The organism is Vibrio sp. AK197 (genome assembly GCF_053903115.1).
Map to the genome: position 1 here is coordinate 685,913 of NZ_CP096430.1, position 16,465 is coordinate 702,377.

16 protein-coding genes are annotated in these 16,465 nt (G+C 47.2%); 7 read left to right on the plus strand and 9 right to left on the minus strand.

Annotation, left to right across the window (positions count from 1 at the left end; genetic code table 11):
- Positions 1 to 13: 13 nt before the first annotated feature.
- Positions 14 to 406, minus strand: coding sequence for a type IV pilin protein (locus tag M1D72_RS10250; protein WP_456296816.1), 393 nt, complete (start codon positions 404 to 406; stop codon positions 14 to 16).
- A 137-nt stretch (positions 407 to 543) separates the two neighbouring features.
- On the opposite strand from M1D72_RS10250, the gene M1D72_RS10255 reads away from it, so the two are divergent.
- Genes M1D72_RS10255 through M1D72_RS10270 form a run of 4 tightly spaced genes read left to right on the plus strand, consistent with a single transcriptional unit; the run spans position 544 to position 3,373 of the window.
- Positions 544 to 1,053, plus strand: a complete 510-nt coding sequence (locus M1D72_RS10255) for a pilus assembly FimT family protein (protein WP_456296817.1) — start codon at positions 544 to 546, stop codon at positions 1,051 to 1,053.
- Positions 1,028 to 1,681, plus strand: a complete 654-nt coding sequence (locus M1D72_RS10260; protein ID WP_456296818.1) for a PilW family protein — start codon at positions 1,028 to 1,030, stop codon at positions 1,679 to 1,681. The genes M1D72_RS10255 and M1D72_RS10260 overlap by 26 nt, the downstream gene beginning before the upstream one ends.
- Positions 1,678 to 2,970, plus strand: coding sequence for a hypothetical protein (locus M1D72_RS10265; protein ID WP_456296819.1), 1,293 nt, complete (start codon positions 1,678 to 1,680; stop codon positions 2,968 to 2,970). Before M1D72_RS10260 ends, M1D72_RS10265 begins: the two co-directional genes overlap by 4 nt.
- Positions 2,960 to 3,373, plus strand: coding sequence for a type IV pilus modification PilV family protein (locus M1D72_RS10270; protein ID WP_456296820.1), 414 nt, complete (start codon positions 2,960 to 2,962; stop codon positions 3,371 to 3,373). The genes M1D72_RS10265 and M1D72_RS10270 overlap by 11 nt, the downstream gene beginning before the upstream one ends.
- Positions 3,374 to 3,467: 94 nt before the next feature.
- On the opposite strand, the gene fghA is transcribed toward M1D72_RS10270, so the two are convergent.
- Together fghA and M1D72_RS10280 are read right to left on the minus strand one after the other, a co-directional pair.
- Entirely contained in the window at positions 3,468 to 4,316 is an 849-nt protein-coding gene (gene fghA, locus M1D72_RS10275) for an S-formylglutathione hydrolase (protein WP_456296821.1), read from the minus strand.
- A 50-nt stretch (positions 4,317 to 4,366) separates the two neighbouring features.
- Positions 4,367 to 5,500, minus strand: coding sequence for an S-(hydroxymethyl)glutathione dehydrogenase/class III alcohol dehydrogenase (locus tag M1D72_RS10280; RefSeq protein ID WP_390191229.1), 1,134 nt, complete (start codon positions 5,498 to 5,500; stop codon positions 4,367 to 4,369).
- Positions 5,501 to 5,617: 117 nt separating this feature from the next.
- Between M1D72_RS10280 and M1D72_RS10285 the strand changes: the two genes are divergently transcribed.
- Both M1D72_RS10285 and tadA read left to right on the plus strand, forming a co-directional pair.
- Positions 5,618 to 6,493, plus strand: a complete 876-nt coding sequence (locus M1D72_RS10285) for a LysR family transcriptional regulator (protein ID WP_456296822.1) — start codon at positions 5,618 to 5,620, stop codon at positions 6,491 to 6,493.
- 84 nt (positions 6,494 to 6,577) lie between these two features.
- On the plus strand, positions 6,578 to 7,105 hold the full coding sequence (gene tadA, locus M1D72_RS10290; RefSeq protein ID WP_390191224.1) for a tRNA adenosine(34) deaminase TadA: 528 nt from the start codon (positions 6,578 to 6,580) through the stop codon (positions 7,103 to 7,105).
- 362 nt (positions 7,106 to 7,467) lie between these two features.
- Here tadA and mltF read toward each other — a convergent pair whose 3' ends face one another.
- The gene (gene mltF, locus M1D72_RS10295; RefSeq protein ID WP_456297380.1) at positions 7,468 to 9,099 is read right to left on the minus strand and encodes a membrane-bound lytic murein transglycosylase MltF; all 1,632 of its coding nucleotides are present in this window, start codon (positions 9,097 to 9,099) and stop codon (positions 7,468 to 7,470) included.
- 296 nt (positions 9,100 to 9,395) lie between these two features.
- Here mltF and purL point away from each other — a divergent pair, with 296 nt between their 5' ends.
- Positions 9,396 to 13,289 carry a phosphoribosylformylglycinamidine synthase gene (gene purL, locus M1D72_RS10300; RefSeq protein WP_456296823.1) on the plus strand — a complete coding sequence of 1,298 codons (3,894 nt, stop codon included), beginning with the start codon at positions 9,396 to 9,398 and terminating at the stop codon, positions 13,287 to 13,289.
- Positions 13,290 to 13,403: 114 nt separating this feature from the next.
- Here the strand turns inward: purL and M1D72_RS10305 are convergent, their stop codons facing one another.
- The 5 genes from M1D72_RS10305 to purM form a co-directional block, all read right to left on the minus strand.
- Positions 13,404 to 13,595, minus strand: a complete 192-nt coding sequence (locus M1D72_RS10305; protein ID WP_390191905.1) for a DUF4250 domain-containing protein — start codon at positions 13,593 to 13,595, stop codon at positions 13,404 to 13,406.
- Positions 13,595 to 13,801, minus strand: coding sequence for a YaeP family protein (locus M1D72_RS10310; protein ID WP_390191221.1), 207 nt, complete (start codon positions 13,799 to 13,801; stop codon positions 13,595 to 13,597). Before M1D72_RS10310 ends, M1D72_RS10305 begins: the two co-directional genes overlap by 1 nt.
- Positions 13,802 to 13,917: 116 nt before the next feature.
- Positions 13,918 to 14,571 (minus strand): tellurite resistance TerB family protein, encoded by a 654-nt coding sequence (locus tag M1D72_RS10315; RefSeq protein WP_456296824.1) that lies wholly within the window; start codon positions 14,569 to 14,571, stop codon positions 13,918 to 13,920.
- A gap of 115 nt (positions 14,572 to 14,686) precedes the next feature.
- Positions 14,687 to 15,325, minus strand: coding sequence for a phosphoribosylglycinamide formyltransferase (gene purN, locus M1D72_RS10320; RefSeq protein ID WP_456296825.1), 639 nt, complete (start codon positions 15,323 to 15,325; stop codon positions 14,687 to 14,689).
- Positions 15,326 to 15,327: 2 nt separating this feature from the next.
- Positions 15,328 to 16,368 carry a phosphoribosylformylglycinamidine cyclo-ligase gene (purM, locus tag M1D72_RS10325; protein ID WP_390191215.1) on the minus strand — a complete coding sequence of 347 codons (1,041 nt, stop codon included), beginning with the start codon at positions 16,366 to 16,368 and terminating at the stop codon, positions 15,328 to 15,330.
- Positions 16,369 to 16,465: the final 97 nt, after the last annotated feature.

A 16,465-nucleotide genomic window follows, 5' to 3' on the forward strand; every position in this document is an offset into this window, starting at 1 on the left:
AAGGGCCTCTTTTTTATTGCCAGCAATTTACTGGCTCGGTCTGTCCTGAAGAGTCGAGTGAGAGCTCATTATAATTCTGACCACGACACTGATCTTGTAACTGATGCCCAATTGGTCTCGCGCGGATAACGTAGCGATACATTTCATGGTCGATGGTGAGGCGATAGCGCGAAGCATCCGAACTGCAAATCAAACATTCGCCAGCCGATAGAATGCTCTCAACCTGATAACCTTGATCATAATCTTGTTCAAGTCGCAGTTGAATTCGAGCCATATCAGTTTGTATTTGCTGACGGTGACGAGTGAGTTGGTGTTGGGTATAGCTTGGATACGCAATACTTAATAGCACCGATAGAACGGCGACAACGATCAGCAATTCGATCAGTGTCATGCCTTGAGGTTTCATGGCGGGCTCCTTACATTGAATTTTTCGAATTGTTTCGTGTAACAGTCATGTCTCCTTTTTCTCATATCTTGGTGTTCTGCTAGGATAAGTACAATAAAATTCAATACATCTCATTGTTTACAAAAAGGATTTGGGAAATGACTCGCGGGTTTACCCTACTTGAACTGCTGGTTAGTATTGCCGTTATGGCACTTGTCGTAGGAGTGTCGATTCCTAACTTTTCAAGTGTGTCCACCCAAACTCAAATGACGAGCTTAGCCAGTTCATTAGAGAGTTTTCTTTATCAAGCCAAGTCAGAAGCGATATTTCGTAATCAGAATTTATGGGCACACTTTATTATGCCTGAGTCTCACAAGCAGCAGAGCGAGTGGTTGATTGAACTGACTGACTCCGAGCGGCGAGGAGGGACGGTACTAATGACGTTTTCTGGGGCACCCTATCGTCAAATTAAGTTGTCGCCCGATTTTAGTGCCAATCAAATTAAGTTTGATGGTGTTCGCGGTAAAATTAAGAATGGTTCGATTGAATTCCACGCCATTCACAATACCCAAAAGTCTCTAAAACTGGTGACGTCATACGGCGCGAGTCGTATTCGAATTTGTGGTAAAAATGGTTCGGCGTATGGTTACCCCAATTGCGCTTCCTAGGTGCAAATTAGGTTATCAGCAAGGCGTTATGTTGATTGAGCTACTCATTTCAGCGCTTTTATCCGTCGTGGTTATTGGGCTGGTAGGTAGTGTGTTTTTATCTATTCATTCAGCGGTGAGCCGTCAAAATCAGCAATTATTACTGAGTCAAAATATCTTTAGCGCAGTGGCTCAGATGAAAGAACAAAGTGCCAGAGCTGGCTTTCACCCTCTGAATGAACAGCCCCTCATCCTTTCTGGCGCTGAGAATCTGATTGCTCTCGGCACGCACTCTCAATCACTGGGGTTTCTCTATTACGATCAACTTGCGACTGAGCCGTTTTTCCATGTGGTTTATAAGTTTGAGGCACTTAGCCGGCAGCGCGGTACCATTAAAGTTTGTGAGAAAAGCCAGAATGAGGTGCTCCGCTTTGCCTCTGCAGCCACTTCCGGCTTTAACGGTTACTGCTATTCACTCTTTGATGAACAGCAGATCAACATTCGTCATTTTCGTCTTAAGCGTGAGGTCTATACTGGGCCCAAAGCACGTCGTGAGGTTGTCAGCGTGAGCCTTGATGCTCAGCTGACGAAAAACGCTTCAGTGACCGAATCACTCACTTTAACCTTGTCTCCGAGGAACAGCTTATGATTCGCCAAACTCAGCAAGGAATGGCGACATTGCTGGTTACGTCACTGTTGCTAGGCGCGGTTTTATTACTGGTGATGGCAAGTTACCGCAGTGTTTTTTACCAATTGAAACGCGAGCAAAATGAAGTCATCAGCCGTACTCAACATTGGCAAGCAGAAGGTATATTGCAGTGTGTGCTAGCAAAAGCGTCTGAGCAAAAACGCTTGTCTCAGACGCTCGCGGAGTCATGTGTAGAAGAAGATGAGCACATTCATCTTGTTGCTTCAGGTCATCAACGCTATCTGCTTCAAGTGGAGGTTGGATTCGTGGTTTTACGCCGTGAGTTACAGTTTCCAACTGTTAGCCCGGCCGCGCCGTTAACGTTACGTGGAGAGCTAGAACTGGCGGCTGGCGCGATGATGACACCAGATGCTGGCGAGTGGGTTGAGGAGAATCTCTGGCGCTGCCGCCTAATTGCTTACCAAGGCCGATTGGTACTCGGCGGCGAACTGGTCAATCATGGGTTACATACCTCGTTGCCATACGCCGAGTTTCCGCCGTCACAAGCGTGTTTCTCTGGCTATCAAACGGTTGTTAACCGTGGCTCTAGCTTTGAGCAAGATGTCGTTGTGGATCCACAGCTGACACCGTTTGAAAACCTGTTTGGGACAGCACGCCACCAATGGTTTGAGGTCATGTCACAGCCAGAGTTTTTTAAAATTGCTCACCAAAGCTTAACCGATAGCGAAGGCGTTATACGCTTTAGCCAAGCGCAATTGCCTCAAAGCCAAGTGATCAGTGACTGTGCCCAGCAATTACACCAGGCGTTTTTAAATGGGGAAAATCTTATTTGGATTTACGGCAGTTGTCATTTGGATACCGATGATCTTTATACTCTTAAATACCTATTAAACCCAATATCTTCTACCTTTTTCGGCGCTTTAGTTGTGGTCCAAAATGGCGTTTTATCATTAAGTGGTGAGGCTGAATTACCGATAATGATCTATCAGTTGATTGAGCAACCACTCACATCGCAGCAAATATCTTCAGGATGGCAAGCCATAGCAGCAAGCCAAAGCCAAGTGCTCAACCAAGCATTAGCGCAAAGTGAGCGGCTTGAGCTTGAGCAGTTGGTTTATTTTCAACATGGCGATGTTCGACCACAAGGTGGTTTAGTGTTGGATATTGCACCTCATCAGGCATTGGTGGCGTCTGCACTTGAAATTAGGTTTGACCGCGATGTGCTCAATGCGCCTCTTCAGAGGTTACGCTCGGTGAGATGGCGAAAAGGATCATGGTATGCCAAATAGTCAGCAAGGGCTGAGTTTTGTTGAGGTGATGATGTCTATGATGTTGATCGCGACGGCAACATTAGGTTTGGTGAAGCTGCAAATTGAGTTGGAACAAAGAAGTGAATTTGCTCGCCATCGCCAGCAAGCATTGATGGTGATGGAAGAGAAATTAACTTGGTTTTATTCTCGAGGCGCGACCAGTTCGCTCCCTACTCGGCCCGTTGCGGATTTCGCTACCAATCTTATATCAGGCAGTGACGATTCACATTTTAGGTATCAGTTGACTTGGCGTATTGAAGAAGGTGGTGTGGAAGGGTTACGTGACATTCAAATCGAAGCAAACTGGTTGGATCGCCATGGAGAAGAGCAGAGTGTAGCGTTGGAAACGCGACTTTTTGAGTTCGGTGAGTTTGAGCGTTAAGCATTGATTTTGGTTTGAGAGAATGGATAGAAAAGAGCTTTTGGTCTACAGGTAACCAAAAGCTCTTTTTCATTGTGATACCTGCTCAATCCACCTATTCGCCTTTAAGATGTTGAGCATGGAATTCAAGGTGCTCATCAATAAAGGTTTGAATAAAGAAGTAGCTATGGTCATAGCCCGGCTGCATTCGAACCGTGATGTCACGGTCCATTTTGTCCGCGATAGCCACAAAATATTCGGTTTTTAGCTGCTCGGAGAGGAAGTTATCCGCTTCACCTTGATCAACCAAAATTGGCAGCGATTGTTCACTATTTCTGAGAAGCTCACAGCTGTCATACGCTAACCATGTATTCTTATCATCACCCAGATAGTGACTGAACGCTTTATTTCCCCAAGGGCAGATGGTTGGGTGAACAATCGGCGAAAAGGCGGAAATTGAGCGATACTGCTGCGGATTTTTCAAACCAATCGCCAGTGCGCCATGACCACCCATACTATGGCCTGAGATCGACTTCACAGATGTAACGGGGAAGTGCTCTTCGATCAATTTTGGAAGCTCTTTGGTTACGTAGGAATACATATGGTAGTGCTGATCCCAAGGTGCTTGTGTCGCATCAAGGTAGAAACCTGCGCCCAAGCCAAAATCGTAAGCTTGTTCTGGATCGTCAGGGACGCCTTCACCGCGAGGGCTGGTATCCGGAGCGACAATCGCAATCCCAAGTTCTGCTGCTTTTTGGAAAGCTCCGGCTTTTTGCATGAAGTTTTCGTCGGTGCAAGTTAGACCTGAAAGCCAATACAAGACAGGGACTGGGTTTTCAAAGCTCGCCTCTTGTGGCAAAAAGATCGCAAAACGCATGTCGCAGTTAAGCACTGCTGAGCTATGGGTATACTGCTTGTGCCAGCCGTCAAAGACTTTGGCCTGGCTGTGTAAAGCAAGACTCATTGAATGCTCCTTTTGAAAAGACCCGCGCTTGGCGGGCCTAGGCTGACTGGTTATTTTTCGTCCATCAATACAACGCTACGAATACTCTTGCCTTCGTGCATGAGCTCAAAGGCTTCGTTGATGTTATCAAGACCCATGTTATGGGTAATGAATTCTTGAAGACCAAATTCACCGGCGAGATATTGCTCTACAATACCCGGCAGTTCACTACGGCCTTTCACACCACCAAATGCGCTACCACGCCATACACGGCCTGTGACGAGTTGGAATGGACGGGTTGAGATTTCTTGACCTGCACCTGCAACACCGATGATAACGGATTCACCCCAACCTTTATGACAACATTCAAGTGCACTGCGCATCACGTTGACGTTACCGATACATTCAAATGAGTAATCGACGCCGCCGTCGGTTAGTTCAACAATCACTTCTTGAATAGGTTTGTCGTAGTCGTTTGGATTGATAAGGTCGGTTGCCCCTAGCTGAGTGGCCAGTTCAAATTTGCTGTCGTTGATATCGACACCAATGATGCGTCCAGCGCCAGCCATGCGTGCGCCGATAATTGCAGACAGTCCGATACCGCCGAGACCGAAAATCGCGACAGTGTCGCCTTTTTCTACTTTAGCGGTATTGAGTACTGCGCCCATACCTGTGGTAACGCCGCAACCAAGGAGACACACTTCTTCAAGTGGCGCTGATTTGTTGACTTTAGCCAGCGAGATTTCAGGCAGAACCGTATATTCAGAGAACGTTGAACAACCCATATAATGGAAGATAGGCTCACCGTCTTTATAGAAACGAGTCGTTCCATCAGGCATGAGACCTTTACCCTGTGTTTCACGAACGGCGCTACATAGGTTGGTTTTGCCTGATTTACAGAATTTACATTCACCACATTCAGCGGTGTAGAGAGGAATTACGTGGTCGCCCACTTCAACGCTCGTGACACCTTCGCCAACCATCTCAACAATACCGCCACCTTCGTGGCCAAGAATTGCAGGGAATACACCTTCAGGATCCTCACCAGAAAGCGTGAAAGCATCGGTGTGGCAAACCCCAGTTGCAACGATGCGAACCAGTACTTCACCCGCTTTTGGCAACATTACGTCGACTTCTTCAATCTTCAGTGGTTCTTTTGGTCCCCATGCAACCGCTGCACGTGATTTGATGAATTTATCAGTCATTGGATTTCCTTCGTGTTGTTGGCTGAATAATACAAGACTAGTTTAATTCTTTTTTATGGTTTTATAATATAGCTAAAAAGCAAAACACTATTACATATTTGTAATAATTGGAAAGTTATGAGTCAGTGGGAAGGAATATCAGAATTTGTCTCGGCTGCGGAGTTAGAAAGTTTTACTTCGGCGGCCAATCAGCTCTCTACGTCGGTCGCTCAGGTGAGCCGACGTATTGCACGTTTAGAAGCGCATCTTGGGGTTAAACTGTTTGTTCGCACCACTCGTCGTGTCGCCTTAACAGAAGCAGGCCAAGTTTATTACCATCATTGTAAGCAATTGGTTTCTGGCCTAGAAGCGGCGAACAGTGCGCTAACGGAGATGCAATCGGCGGTGAAAGGTAAAATTCGCTTAACCGCGCCGGTGTATTTTGGTGAAAACGAACTGGCTCCATTGCTCACGGATTTTGCCGAGCAGCATAGCGACCTACAGTTGGATATCGTACTGACTAACCGTCAGCTCGATATTATAGAGGGTGGTTTCGACTTAGCCATTCGTCTCGGCAACTTGTCAGACTCTAACTTGATTGCCAAGAAGCTCGGTACGCGGCAAATGCATGTGTGTGCGAGCCCGCAATACCTAGCTCAATACGGCCAACCCCATTCACTGGCCGAGCTTTCGTACCACCAGTGCTTGGTGGGTTCCCAACCCTATTGGCGGTTTAGTGAAAAAGGCGCCCATCGGCAGATTCGAGTGGATGGCCGTTTTCGTTGTAACAGTGGTCACTTTTTAGCGATGGCCGCGAAACGTGGAATAGGTATTGCCCAGTTACCCGATGTGTATGTGCATCAAGACCTTGAGCGTGGCGATTTGGTTGAGCTCTTGCTGCCGTTTCGTGAAAAAGAAGAGGGGATTTGGGCGTTGTATCCACAAAAAAGTTTTCTTCCTTATAAAACCAAGATGCTGCTCGACCATTTGGTTGAAGGTTTAAAAGGGCGTTAATCGAGAACTCGCTTAAGATTGCGGTGTGAAAACGCTATACTCTCGGCGTTGATGTCGACTCTGATTTAATGCTGGCTAAATTTTATGACTTTAAGCGCTTTTAGTACCCAAGACGAACAGTTTATGCGGCTGGCGATTGAGCTCGCCGAGCAGGCCGAACGCCAAGGCGAAGTGCCTGTTGGCGCGGTGCTCGTGCGTGATAATCAGGTGATTGCGCGTGGTTGGAATCAGTCAATCACTCAGCATGACGCCACTGCTCATGCCGAAATGCAAGCACTGCGCGAAGCCGGGCAGATCATTGAAAACTACCGCCTGCTCGACACAACGTTATACGTGACGCTTGAGCCTTGCCCAATGTGCGCTGGTGCTCTATTGCACAGCCGAGTAAAACGGATTGTATTTGGTGCGCCCGATTTGAAAGCTGGCGCAGCGGGGACGGTGCTGAATCTATTTAACAGTGAGGCGGCGTTTCATTATGCAACGGTTGAGGGAGGGTTACTTGAAGAGCAATGCCGAACTCAACTGCAGGCCTTTTTTAAACGTCGGCGTAAAGAGATAAAAGCAACCAAACGACAACAGAACCCGCAGCCTAATGAAGGTGGGGGTAAGTAAACACCAAATCGGTGTCTACTTCCTGATTGTCTACGCTAACAATTGCATAAAGGCTCTGTGTCGCCAAATAATTTTCTTTTTATTATTGGCTAGCTTGCGTTTACGACGGTTAGCAGAGACAGTTTTGTACAAGCGCTTCGCTTGTGTTTGACGACGACGCATCATCAGTTTTCTCCACAAATGTCCAACGTAATGTGATATGCCGATGGCTGATATGAATGGTCAGCCAAGGAGAGAGCTCGGATTACTTTGCGCTCTAAACAGCGACAATAAATGTAGGGGCTTTGTAGTGTTAGGTCAAGAGGGGAAGGGCTGTTCCCCTCTTGTTTTTATGTTTCGCGGCTATTTATCGATATTTCGCTTTATTTCCCCGTAAGATCGCCACTGGAATCAACCTCGGGTGCTGGTGGTAAGTCTGGGTTATCAGCGGGTAAGTCATCGCTTTCATCCGCTTGTTCACCGAGCATCAACTCATTGAGTTGTTCCTGCAGCGCATCGGTTGCATCGCTTGGCTCAGCACCAGAAAGTGCCTCTTCAGGAAGTTCAATCACTGTGAGGTCATTGATATCCACGTCACTGTTGTCCGTGGTTTGTTGCTCAACATGGCCAATAATACTTTGATAATAGCGACGGATATTTTCGACGTAATTGCGTGCTTCATCACCTCGCGCATAGCCATAGCGGGTTTGACTAAAGTATTTACGTTGACGAAGTAGCGGCAAGCGGTCTTTCACATCGCCCCAAGAGTCTGGGTTTGCGCCCTGTTTTTTGGTTAAACGGCGTGCATCCATCATGTGACCATAACCAACGTTATATGATGCCAGAGCAAACCAAATCTTCTCGTGTTCATTAATGCTATCGGGAATACGTGACACCATACGTCGCAAGTATTCGACTCCACCGCGAACAGATTGCTCTGGATCGAGACGATTACTTACATCGACACTACGAGCCGTTGGGAGGGTTAGCATCATCATACCGCGCACCCCAGTAGGAGATTTAGCGCGTGGGTTCCAATGGGATTCTTGGTAGGCAAGAGCGGCAATAAGACGCCAGTCAAATTCATCCGAGTACTCTTTGAACAGAGGTGACCATTTGGGCAAGCGAGTGTCCAACGAGCGAATAAAGGCGCGAGTATCGACATAATCGAAGCTGCCAATATGGCCTAAGTATTTTTCTTCCAGGCTTGCTAAACGGCCTGATTGGTTGAGATCGCCAAAGAATTCAATCATTAAAGCATACAAGCTCTCATCACCTGAGCGGCGAGTAAACCAAGAAACAGGTTGATCTTCGGTCAGTTCAAATGCGACCGCGAGGTCTGGATAAACACGCTGTGAGAGAGAAACCTCGACGGAGTCTGCGACGGTAAACATTAAGTCACCTTCAGACACTTGCTTGAGGAGATCGTTGACGTCAGCATTTTGGGCAATTTTGTATTCAAAGTCAGGGTGTCGTTGCTGAATGTCGGAAAGAGTGCGATTAAAATGAGAATCACCGACAATATTGAGCACCGGTTCACCCTGGTTTGCCGCGGTAAGCTCAGGCAAGCTTTCTACTAACTGGTCGATGTTACGCGGTCGCCAATGACCTTTCTTATAAACCAGTTGTTGACTGACATAATAATAAGCAGGGCCGGTTCGAAAACGGCGCACGCGATCTTCTGATTGACTCAGCCCAGCCGCGATCATATCAATTTCACCCGTTTCTAGCGCCGGGTAGAGGCTAGAAATGCGATACGCAGGTTTCATCTCTAGCTTTACGCCAAGTTGGTTGGCAAAGTCACGAGCAATCTCATAATCAAGCCCTGCGGGGCCGTCAGGGCCAATATAATAAGAGAGCTGATTATTCAGTGTGCCTACGTGCAATACACCTCGTTCGCGTATTTTATCGAGATCACTTTTCGGGTTAGATTCGATCTGGCAACCTGTCAGGAGCAGCAAGGCAGAAAAGAGGGTTAGGCCACGTTGTAAATATTTTAGGTAATGGGTATTCATTAACGACATTCTCACTATCCGGTAGGGCATTTATAACAGAGCCTGTGTACATCGCAAGTAAGACTTCTATCTATAGTGATGCAAACAATCCTTATCCCAGTGAAGTTGCGGGATTTCAAATTTGACAAAAAAAATGACGCAAACGGTTGCGTTTGGTGTTACATCACAAAAACAATTCCGATATAATGCGCCCGAAATGACGAGGTCGTATTGGTATAAATTTGTGTAAATTACAGATTAAACTTCTGAATTTATTCCAATATTTCCTTAATCAACCGTACAAGAGACCTAAGCACATGAGAATTTTGCGTGGCTCCCCAGCTCTTTCTGAGTTCCGAGTAAATAAACTTCTGGAACTGTGTCGTGAACAAGAACTCCCAATTACGGGTATTTACGCAGAGTTTATGCACTTTGCTCATCTAACGGCTGATTTAGACCAAACAGAATCAGAGAAGTTAGAGAAGCTGCTAACCTACGGACCAACCATCGAGGAACATGAGCCTCAAGGTCTATTGCTGCTTGTCACACCACGTCCGGGCACAATCTCTCCGTGGTCCTCTAAATCAACTGATATAGCTAACAACTGTGGCTTAACAAAAATAAAGCGCCTTGAGCGCGGAACGGCTTATTATATCGAATCGTCATCTTCATTAAGCGACGAACAACTCACGATTGTGAAGGGGCTTATTCACGATCGTATGATGGAAACGGTATTTACTGAGGTAGAGCAAGCTAGCGCTCTATTCACTCAAGCGCAACCAGCACCTGTGACTGAGGTTGATGTGTTGGCAGGTGGGCGTACTGCACTTGAGAAAGCAAACGTTTCCCTTGGTCTGGCTCTGGCCGAAGATGAAATTGATTATCTGGTTGAAAGCTTTAACACTCTTGGTCGTAACCCAAAAGACATTGAGCTGATGATGTTTGCGCAAGCTAACTCAGAGCACTGCCGTCATAAAATCTTCAATGCGGATTGGACGATTGATGGCGTCAAGCAGCCGAAATCGCTGTTTAAGATGATCAAAAACACCTTTGAAACCACCCCAGAGTATGTCCTTTCGGCTTATAAAGACAATGCCGCGGTGATGACTGGATCAAAAGTTGGGCGTTTCTTCCCAAATCCTGAGTCTCGTCAATATGGTTACCATCAAGAAGATGCGCATATTTTGATGAAAGTGGAAACCCATAACCACCCAACCGCTATCTCGCCTTGGCCTGGCGCATCAACAGGCTCTGGTGGTGAAATTCGTGACGAAGGCGCAACGGGTATAGGCGGCAAACCTAAAGCCGGCTTAGTTGGATTTACCGTGTCAAACCTGCGTATTCCCAACTTTGAGCAGCCTTGGGAAACCGACTTCGGTAAACCTGGGCGTATCGTTAATGCTCTGGACATCATGCTGGAAGGCCCTCTGGGCGGTGCAGCATTTAACAATGAATTTGGTCGTCCAAACCTGTTGGGATACTTCCGTACTTACGAAGAAAAAGTGAATTCGCACGCAGGTGAAGAGGTTCGTGGTTACCACAAGCCAATCATGATTGCTGGTGGTATGGGCAACATTCGCGACGAACACGTGCAAAAGAAAGAAATTCCGGTTGGCGCCAAACTGATCGTGCTTGGCGGCCCGGCAATGAATATTGGCCTTGGTGGTGGCGCCGCGTCTTCTATGGCCTCAGGTCAATCAGCAGAAGATTTGGATTTCGCATCAGTACAGCGTGAAAACCCAGAGATGGAACGCCGTTGCCAAGAGGTGATCGATCGCTGCTGGCAAATGGGGAGCGATAACCCAATCGCCTTTATTCATGATGTTGGTGCGGGCGGTATCTCTAATGCGCTGCCTGAATTGGTTGACGATGGCGAGCGTGGCGGTAAATTCCAGCTGCGTGATGTGCCCAATGACGAGCCTGGAATGAGCCCACTTGAGATTTGGTGTAATGAATCTCAAGAGCGCTATGTACTGGCCGTTGCGCCAGAGAATATGGATGTCTTTGACGCGATTTGTCAGCGCGAGCGTGCGCCTTATGCAGTTGTCGGTATCGCAACAGAAGAGCGTGATTTAGTCCTTGAAGATTCACATTTCGACAATACGCCGATCGATATGCCGATGGACATTTTGCTTGGTAAAACGCCGAAAATGCATCGCGATGCGACGACGCTCAAAGTGAATAACCCGGCTATTGACCGCCAAGGTATTGAGCTGAATGAAGCGGTTGAGCGCGTACTGCGTCTACCTGCTGTGGCTGAAAAAACCTTCTTGATCACCATAGGTGACCGCACGGTAACAGGGCTCGTGGCTCGTGACCAAATGGTTGGCCCTTGGCAGGTTCCCGTTGCGAACTGTGCGGTCACCGCAGCAAGTTATGATACCTATCATGGTGAAGCAATGTCGATGGGTGAACGTACACCAGTGGCTCTACTTGATTTTGGCGCCTCGGCTCGTCTTGCGGTTGGTGAAGCGCTGACTAATATCGCGGCGACGCATATTGGCGATATCAAACACATCAAACTGTCTGCCAACTGGATGTCACCAGCGGGGCACCCAGGTGAAGATGCTGGTCTTTATGAAGCCGTTAAAGCGGTAGGTGAAGAGCTGTGTCCTGCACTGGGTTTAACCATTCCTGTGGGTAAAGACTCAATGTCGATGAAGACGAAATGGTCTGACGATGGGGTTGAGAAAGAAGTGACCTCACCGCTGTCTCTCATCATTACGGCATTTGCTCGTGTGGAAGATGTTCGTAACACAATTACACCACAGCTGCGCACTGATAAAGGCGACACCAGTCTGGTGTTGATTGATTTAGGTAATGGTAAAAACCGCCTGGGCGCGACTGCGTTGGCGCAAGTTTACAAACAGCTTGGTGATAAACCCGCAGATGTTGACAATGCAGAGCAGCTCAAAGGCTTCTTTGATGCCGTTCAAGCTTTGGTAGCAAACCAGCAAGTGCTGGCATATCACGATAAAGGTGACGGTGGTCTATTGGTCACGCTAGCCGAAATGGCGTTTGCCGGTCACTGTGGTGTTAAAGCCAATATTGAAGCACTGGGCGACGATACTCTGGCTGCGTTATTTAACGAAGAGCTTGGTGCGGTGCTGCAAGTTCGCAACAGCGACTTGGGTGCCGTGAACGCGACATTAGCCCAATATGGACTCGAGACATGCTCACATGTTATCGGCCAAGTTAACGACAGCGATACTTTTGTGATTACCGCCGCGAACAACGTCGTTATTGAACGTTCTCGTACTGAGCTTCGCACGATTTGGGCTGAAACCACTCATAAGATGCAAGCGCTGCGTGATAATCCACAGTGTGCTGATCAAGAATTTGCGGCGAAGCAAGATAATTCAGACCCGGGTTTGAACGTCAAACTCAGCTTTGATGTCAATGAAGATATTGCGGCGCCGTACATTGCCAAAGGTGCTAAGCCTAAAATGGCGGTTCTGCGTGAGCAAGGTGTTAACTCGCACGTTGAAATGGCAGCTGCGTTTGACCGCGCTGGTTTTGAAGCCACGGATATTCACATGAGCGACATCCTAACCGGTAAAGCTGTCCTTGATGAGTACCACGGTTTGGTTGCCTGTGGCGGTTTCTCATACGGTGATGTACTTGGCGCTGGTGAAGGCTGGGCTAAATCCGTGCTGTTTAACGAGCAAGCACGCAGCCAATTTGAAGGTTTCTTCAAGCGTGACAATACTTTCTCGCTCGGGGTATGTAACGGCTGTCAAATGCTTTCGAACTTGAAAGAACTGATCCCGGGTGCTGACTTATGGCCACGCTTTGTGCGCAATGAGTCAGAGCGTTTTGAGGCGCGTTTTAGCCTTGTTGAGGTACAAAAGTCGGATTCAGTCTTCTTTGACGGTATGCAAGGTTCACGTATGCCAATCGCGGTTTCTCACGGTGAAGGTCGTGTTGAAGTGCGTGGTGCTGAGCATCTTGCTGAGCTAGAACAGTCGGGCACCGTGGCAGTACGTTTTGTTGATAATCTGGGTAATCCAACTCAGCAATATCCAAACAACCCGAACGGTTCACCAAACGCGATTACCGGTCTAACAACGCGTGATGGACGTGTCACGATTATGATGCCACACCCTGAACGTGTGTTCCGTACGGTGGCAAACTCTTGGCATCCGGAAGAGTGGGGCGAGAACAGCGCTTGGATGCGCATGTTCCAAAATGCGCGTAAGAATATCGGTTAACTTACCTTTTGTTGCTGTAAAAGAGAAAGCCGTGAGCTCATGCTCACGGCTTTTTTAGTTCGTAATGTTGTTCGAAATGTATTTTCACATCGAAGACAAGATATACGTATTTAATTAACGGAATTGACCCGCTTCAGGAAGAAAGTCGTAGCCGGCTTTATTGAGCTTGGTTTCCAGTGTTTCTTTGTCGATATCAAAGTAGTTCACTAGCTTATCAAGGTCGCCTGAAAAGTTATCACGCAGCTTCATGTTAACGATGCTCATTAACATGTTTGGGTCCATTTTTTCAAAATTCTCTAAGTTCATCATTGGTCCTCAAAGTCAGAGATAAGTAGATTCGCTGCGGCAAAGGCCGCCTTTTCACGTGTTGCTTGCGGCAGAGAAGTATCAGCAGCGACATCGTTGAGTGCTCTTAAAGCACAGCCAATGGCTTTGGGAATATAGCCTTGGTCACCACTACCAATTTGTGCATAGAGTTCACGAATCAAATCACAACAATCGTATACTTGCATGGTTTCTTCCTAATAAATGATAACTACTCTCAAATATACACATGGCGCAGAGCAAACACAAAGCGTGAACTTGCTCTGTCTCAATTAAGTGATGGGTTTGGTGAATAATTCATCGCTTACTGTCGTGCTTGCTGTTGGAGTTGAGTGATGACCTCTGTTGATAAATTAAGCTGTTTGGCCAATTCATCAAGGTAAGCTTTCTCCATAAAGTTTTGCTCGTCTGCCACCATAAGTGACGCTAAATAAATCTCTGCGCCTTGTTGTGGTGATTGAGCGAGTCTGGCAATCGTGCTTGGTTCCAGCGCCTTATTCAGCTCTTCTTGGATAAGCGCTCTTACGCTGTCATCAGCGCCAAAGCCCTGTAAAGCTTCCTCGATGCGGGCCATTTCATTGTCATCTACATGGCCATCGGCTTTCGCTGCAGCAATCATCGCTTTAATGATAATGATATGGTGGCGTTCATCGTTGGCATCAAAGGTTTCCTGTGGCGCACCATCAGGCTGCTTGTTCTGCCAATCGTTGTAAACTTTATAAGCAAGTGCTCCTAGAGCCGCCGCGCCTCCGACTTTTAGCGCCGTTTTACCCATCTTTTTGCTTTTTTTAGAGCCCATCAAGAGCCCAACGAGCCCGCCGGCAGCAGCGCCTGTCCCCAGCGTTTTTAGCGTGTTGGGGTTTTGTTTGAGGTTTTGGGTTTGGGTTTGCAATTGCTGCTTACCCTGACGAACGATATCGGAATTCAGTGCTTGGTTAAGTAAACCTTTGAGATCCATAGTTACCTCCTATTGGCAGTAACGACAGAATAAGAGAGTAGTGATGAATAGAAGATTAACAAAAAAAGCGAGCCATTAAGGCTCGCTGTCTTTTTAATCATTTGAAGGTGAGGTGTTATTCACCCGCGTGACCATGAATCCCTAAAGGCTGACCATCAAGCACGGCTTTACCATCGATCATCGCCAAACGACCTTCGACAAACCACTTCACGACCAGCGGGTAAATACGATATTCCTGAGTTTGAACTCGCGCAGTGAGGGTTTCAACTGTATCTTCGTCAAAAATCGGCACTTTGGCTTGCAAAATAACGGGCCCACCATCAAGCTGCTCGGTCACAAAGTGAACGCTGGTACCGTGCTCCTCATCGCCCGCGTGGATCGCACGCTGATAAGTATTTAATCCAGGGTATTTAGGCAGCAGAGAAGGATGAATGTTGATCATTCGACCAAGGTAGCGACGAACAAACTCGTTACTCAAAATACGCATGTAGCCAGCAAGTACGACTAAATCTGGCTCGTATTCGTCGATTTGACGCATTAACTCCTGGTCAAACGCATCACGTGTTTCAAACGATTTCGGATCTAAAGCGAGCGCTGCGGCACCCGCTTTTGTTGCTCGTTCTAACGCATGCGCCGTTGCTTTGTTTGAAAAAACAGCAGTGACTTTGCCATCTTTAATCTGGGTTTCACAGGCATCAATGATGGCTTGTAAGTTAGTACCATTTCCTGAAACTAAAACAACAATACTTTTCATGCTTAGTTGATCTCTACTTGTTCTTCTTCATCTGTTGCTGTGGCGATCTCACCAATGACCCAAGCATTTTCGCCTTCTTGCTTAAGAAGTTCGACAGCGGCATCTGCTTGAGCTTTTGGTAGTGCGACAATTAAGCCCACACCACAGTTAAATGTACGGTACATTTCGTGTGTATCGACATTGCCTTTCTCTTGCAACCAAGAGAAAATCGCAGGCCATTGCCAGCTATTGCCATCGATCACGGCTTTGGTGCCTTGAGGTAGGACTCGTGGAATGTTCTCCCAGAAGCCACCACCTGTGATGTGTGAAATCGCGTGAATATCATGCTCGGCAATCATTTTCAGTGCCGATTTAATATAAATTTTGGTTGGTTCTAGAAGGTGTTCACCAACACTGCGTCCTTCAAGTTGCTCGTTTTTATCTGCGTTAGACACTTCAAGGATCTTACGAACCAATGAATAGCCGTTAGAATGCGGGCCACTTGAACCAACAGCAATAAGGGCATCACCAGCTTGGACTTTGGTCCCATCGATAATGTCTTCTTTCTCTACGACGCCGACGCAAAAACCAGCGACATCGTAGTCTTCACCTTCGTACATGCCTGGCATCTCAGCTGTTTCTCCGCCAATCAGCGCACAGCCTGCTTGAACACAGCCTTCTGCGATACCCGAAACAACATCCGCTGCGGTATCGACATCCAGTTTACCCGTTGCATAATAGTCGAGGAAAAAGAGGGGCTCTGCACCTTGCACAATCAAATCGTTGACGCACATTGCGACCAAATCAATACCGATAGTATCGTGTTTGTTCATATCCAAGGCGAGGCGTAGTTTGGTCCCTACACCATCGGTACCTGAAACCAGAACCGGTTGCTTGTATTTGGTTGGCAATTCGCATAATGCGCCAAAACCACCTAAGCCACCCATGACCTCTGGGCGACGAGTGCGTTTTACTGCACCTTTAATTCGGTCGACTAACGCGTTGCCTGCATCAATATCAACGCCTGCATCTTTGTAGCTAAGTGAAGAGTTATTACCGCTCACAGGGAAGTCCTCGGTTATCTGTGGATATGAAAACGGCGCTATTCTAACAGCGTATAAAGTTAAAGAGCAAACGTTTGCGCATGTTTTTTTATCTTAT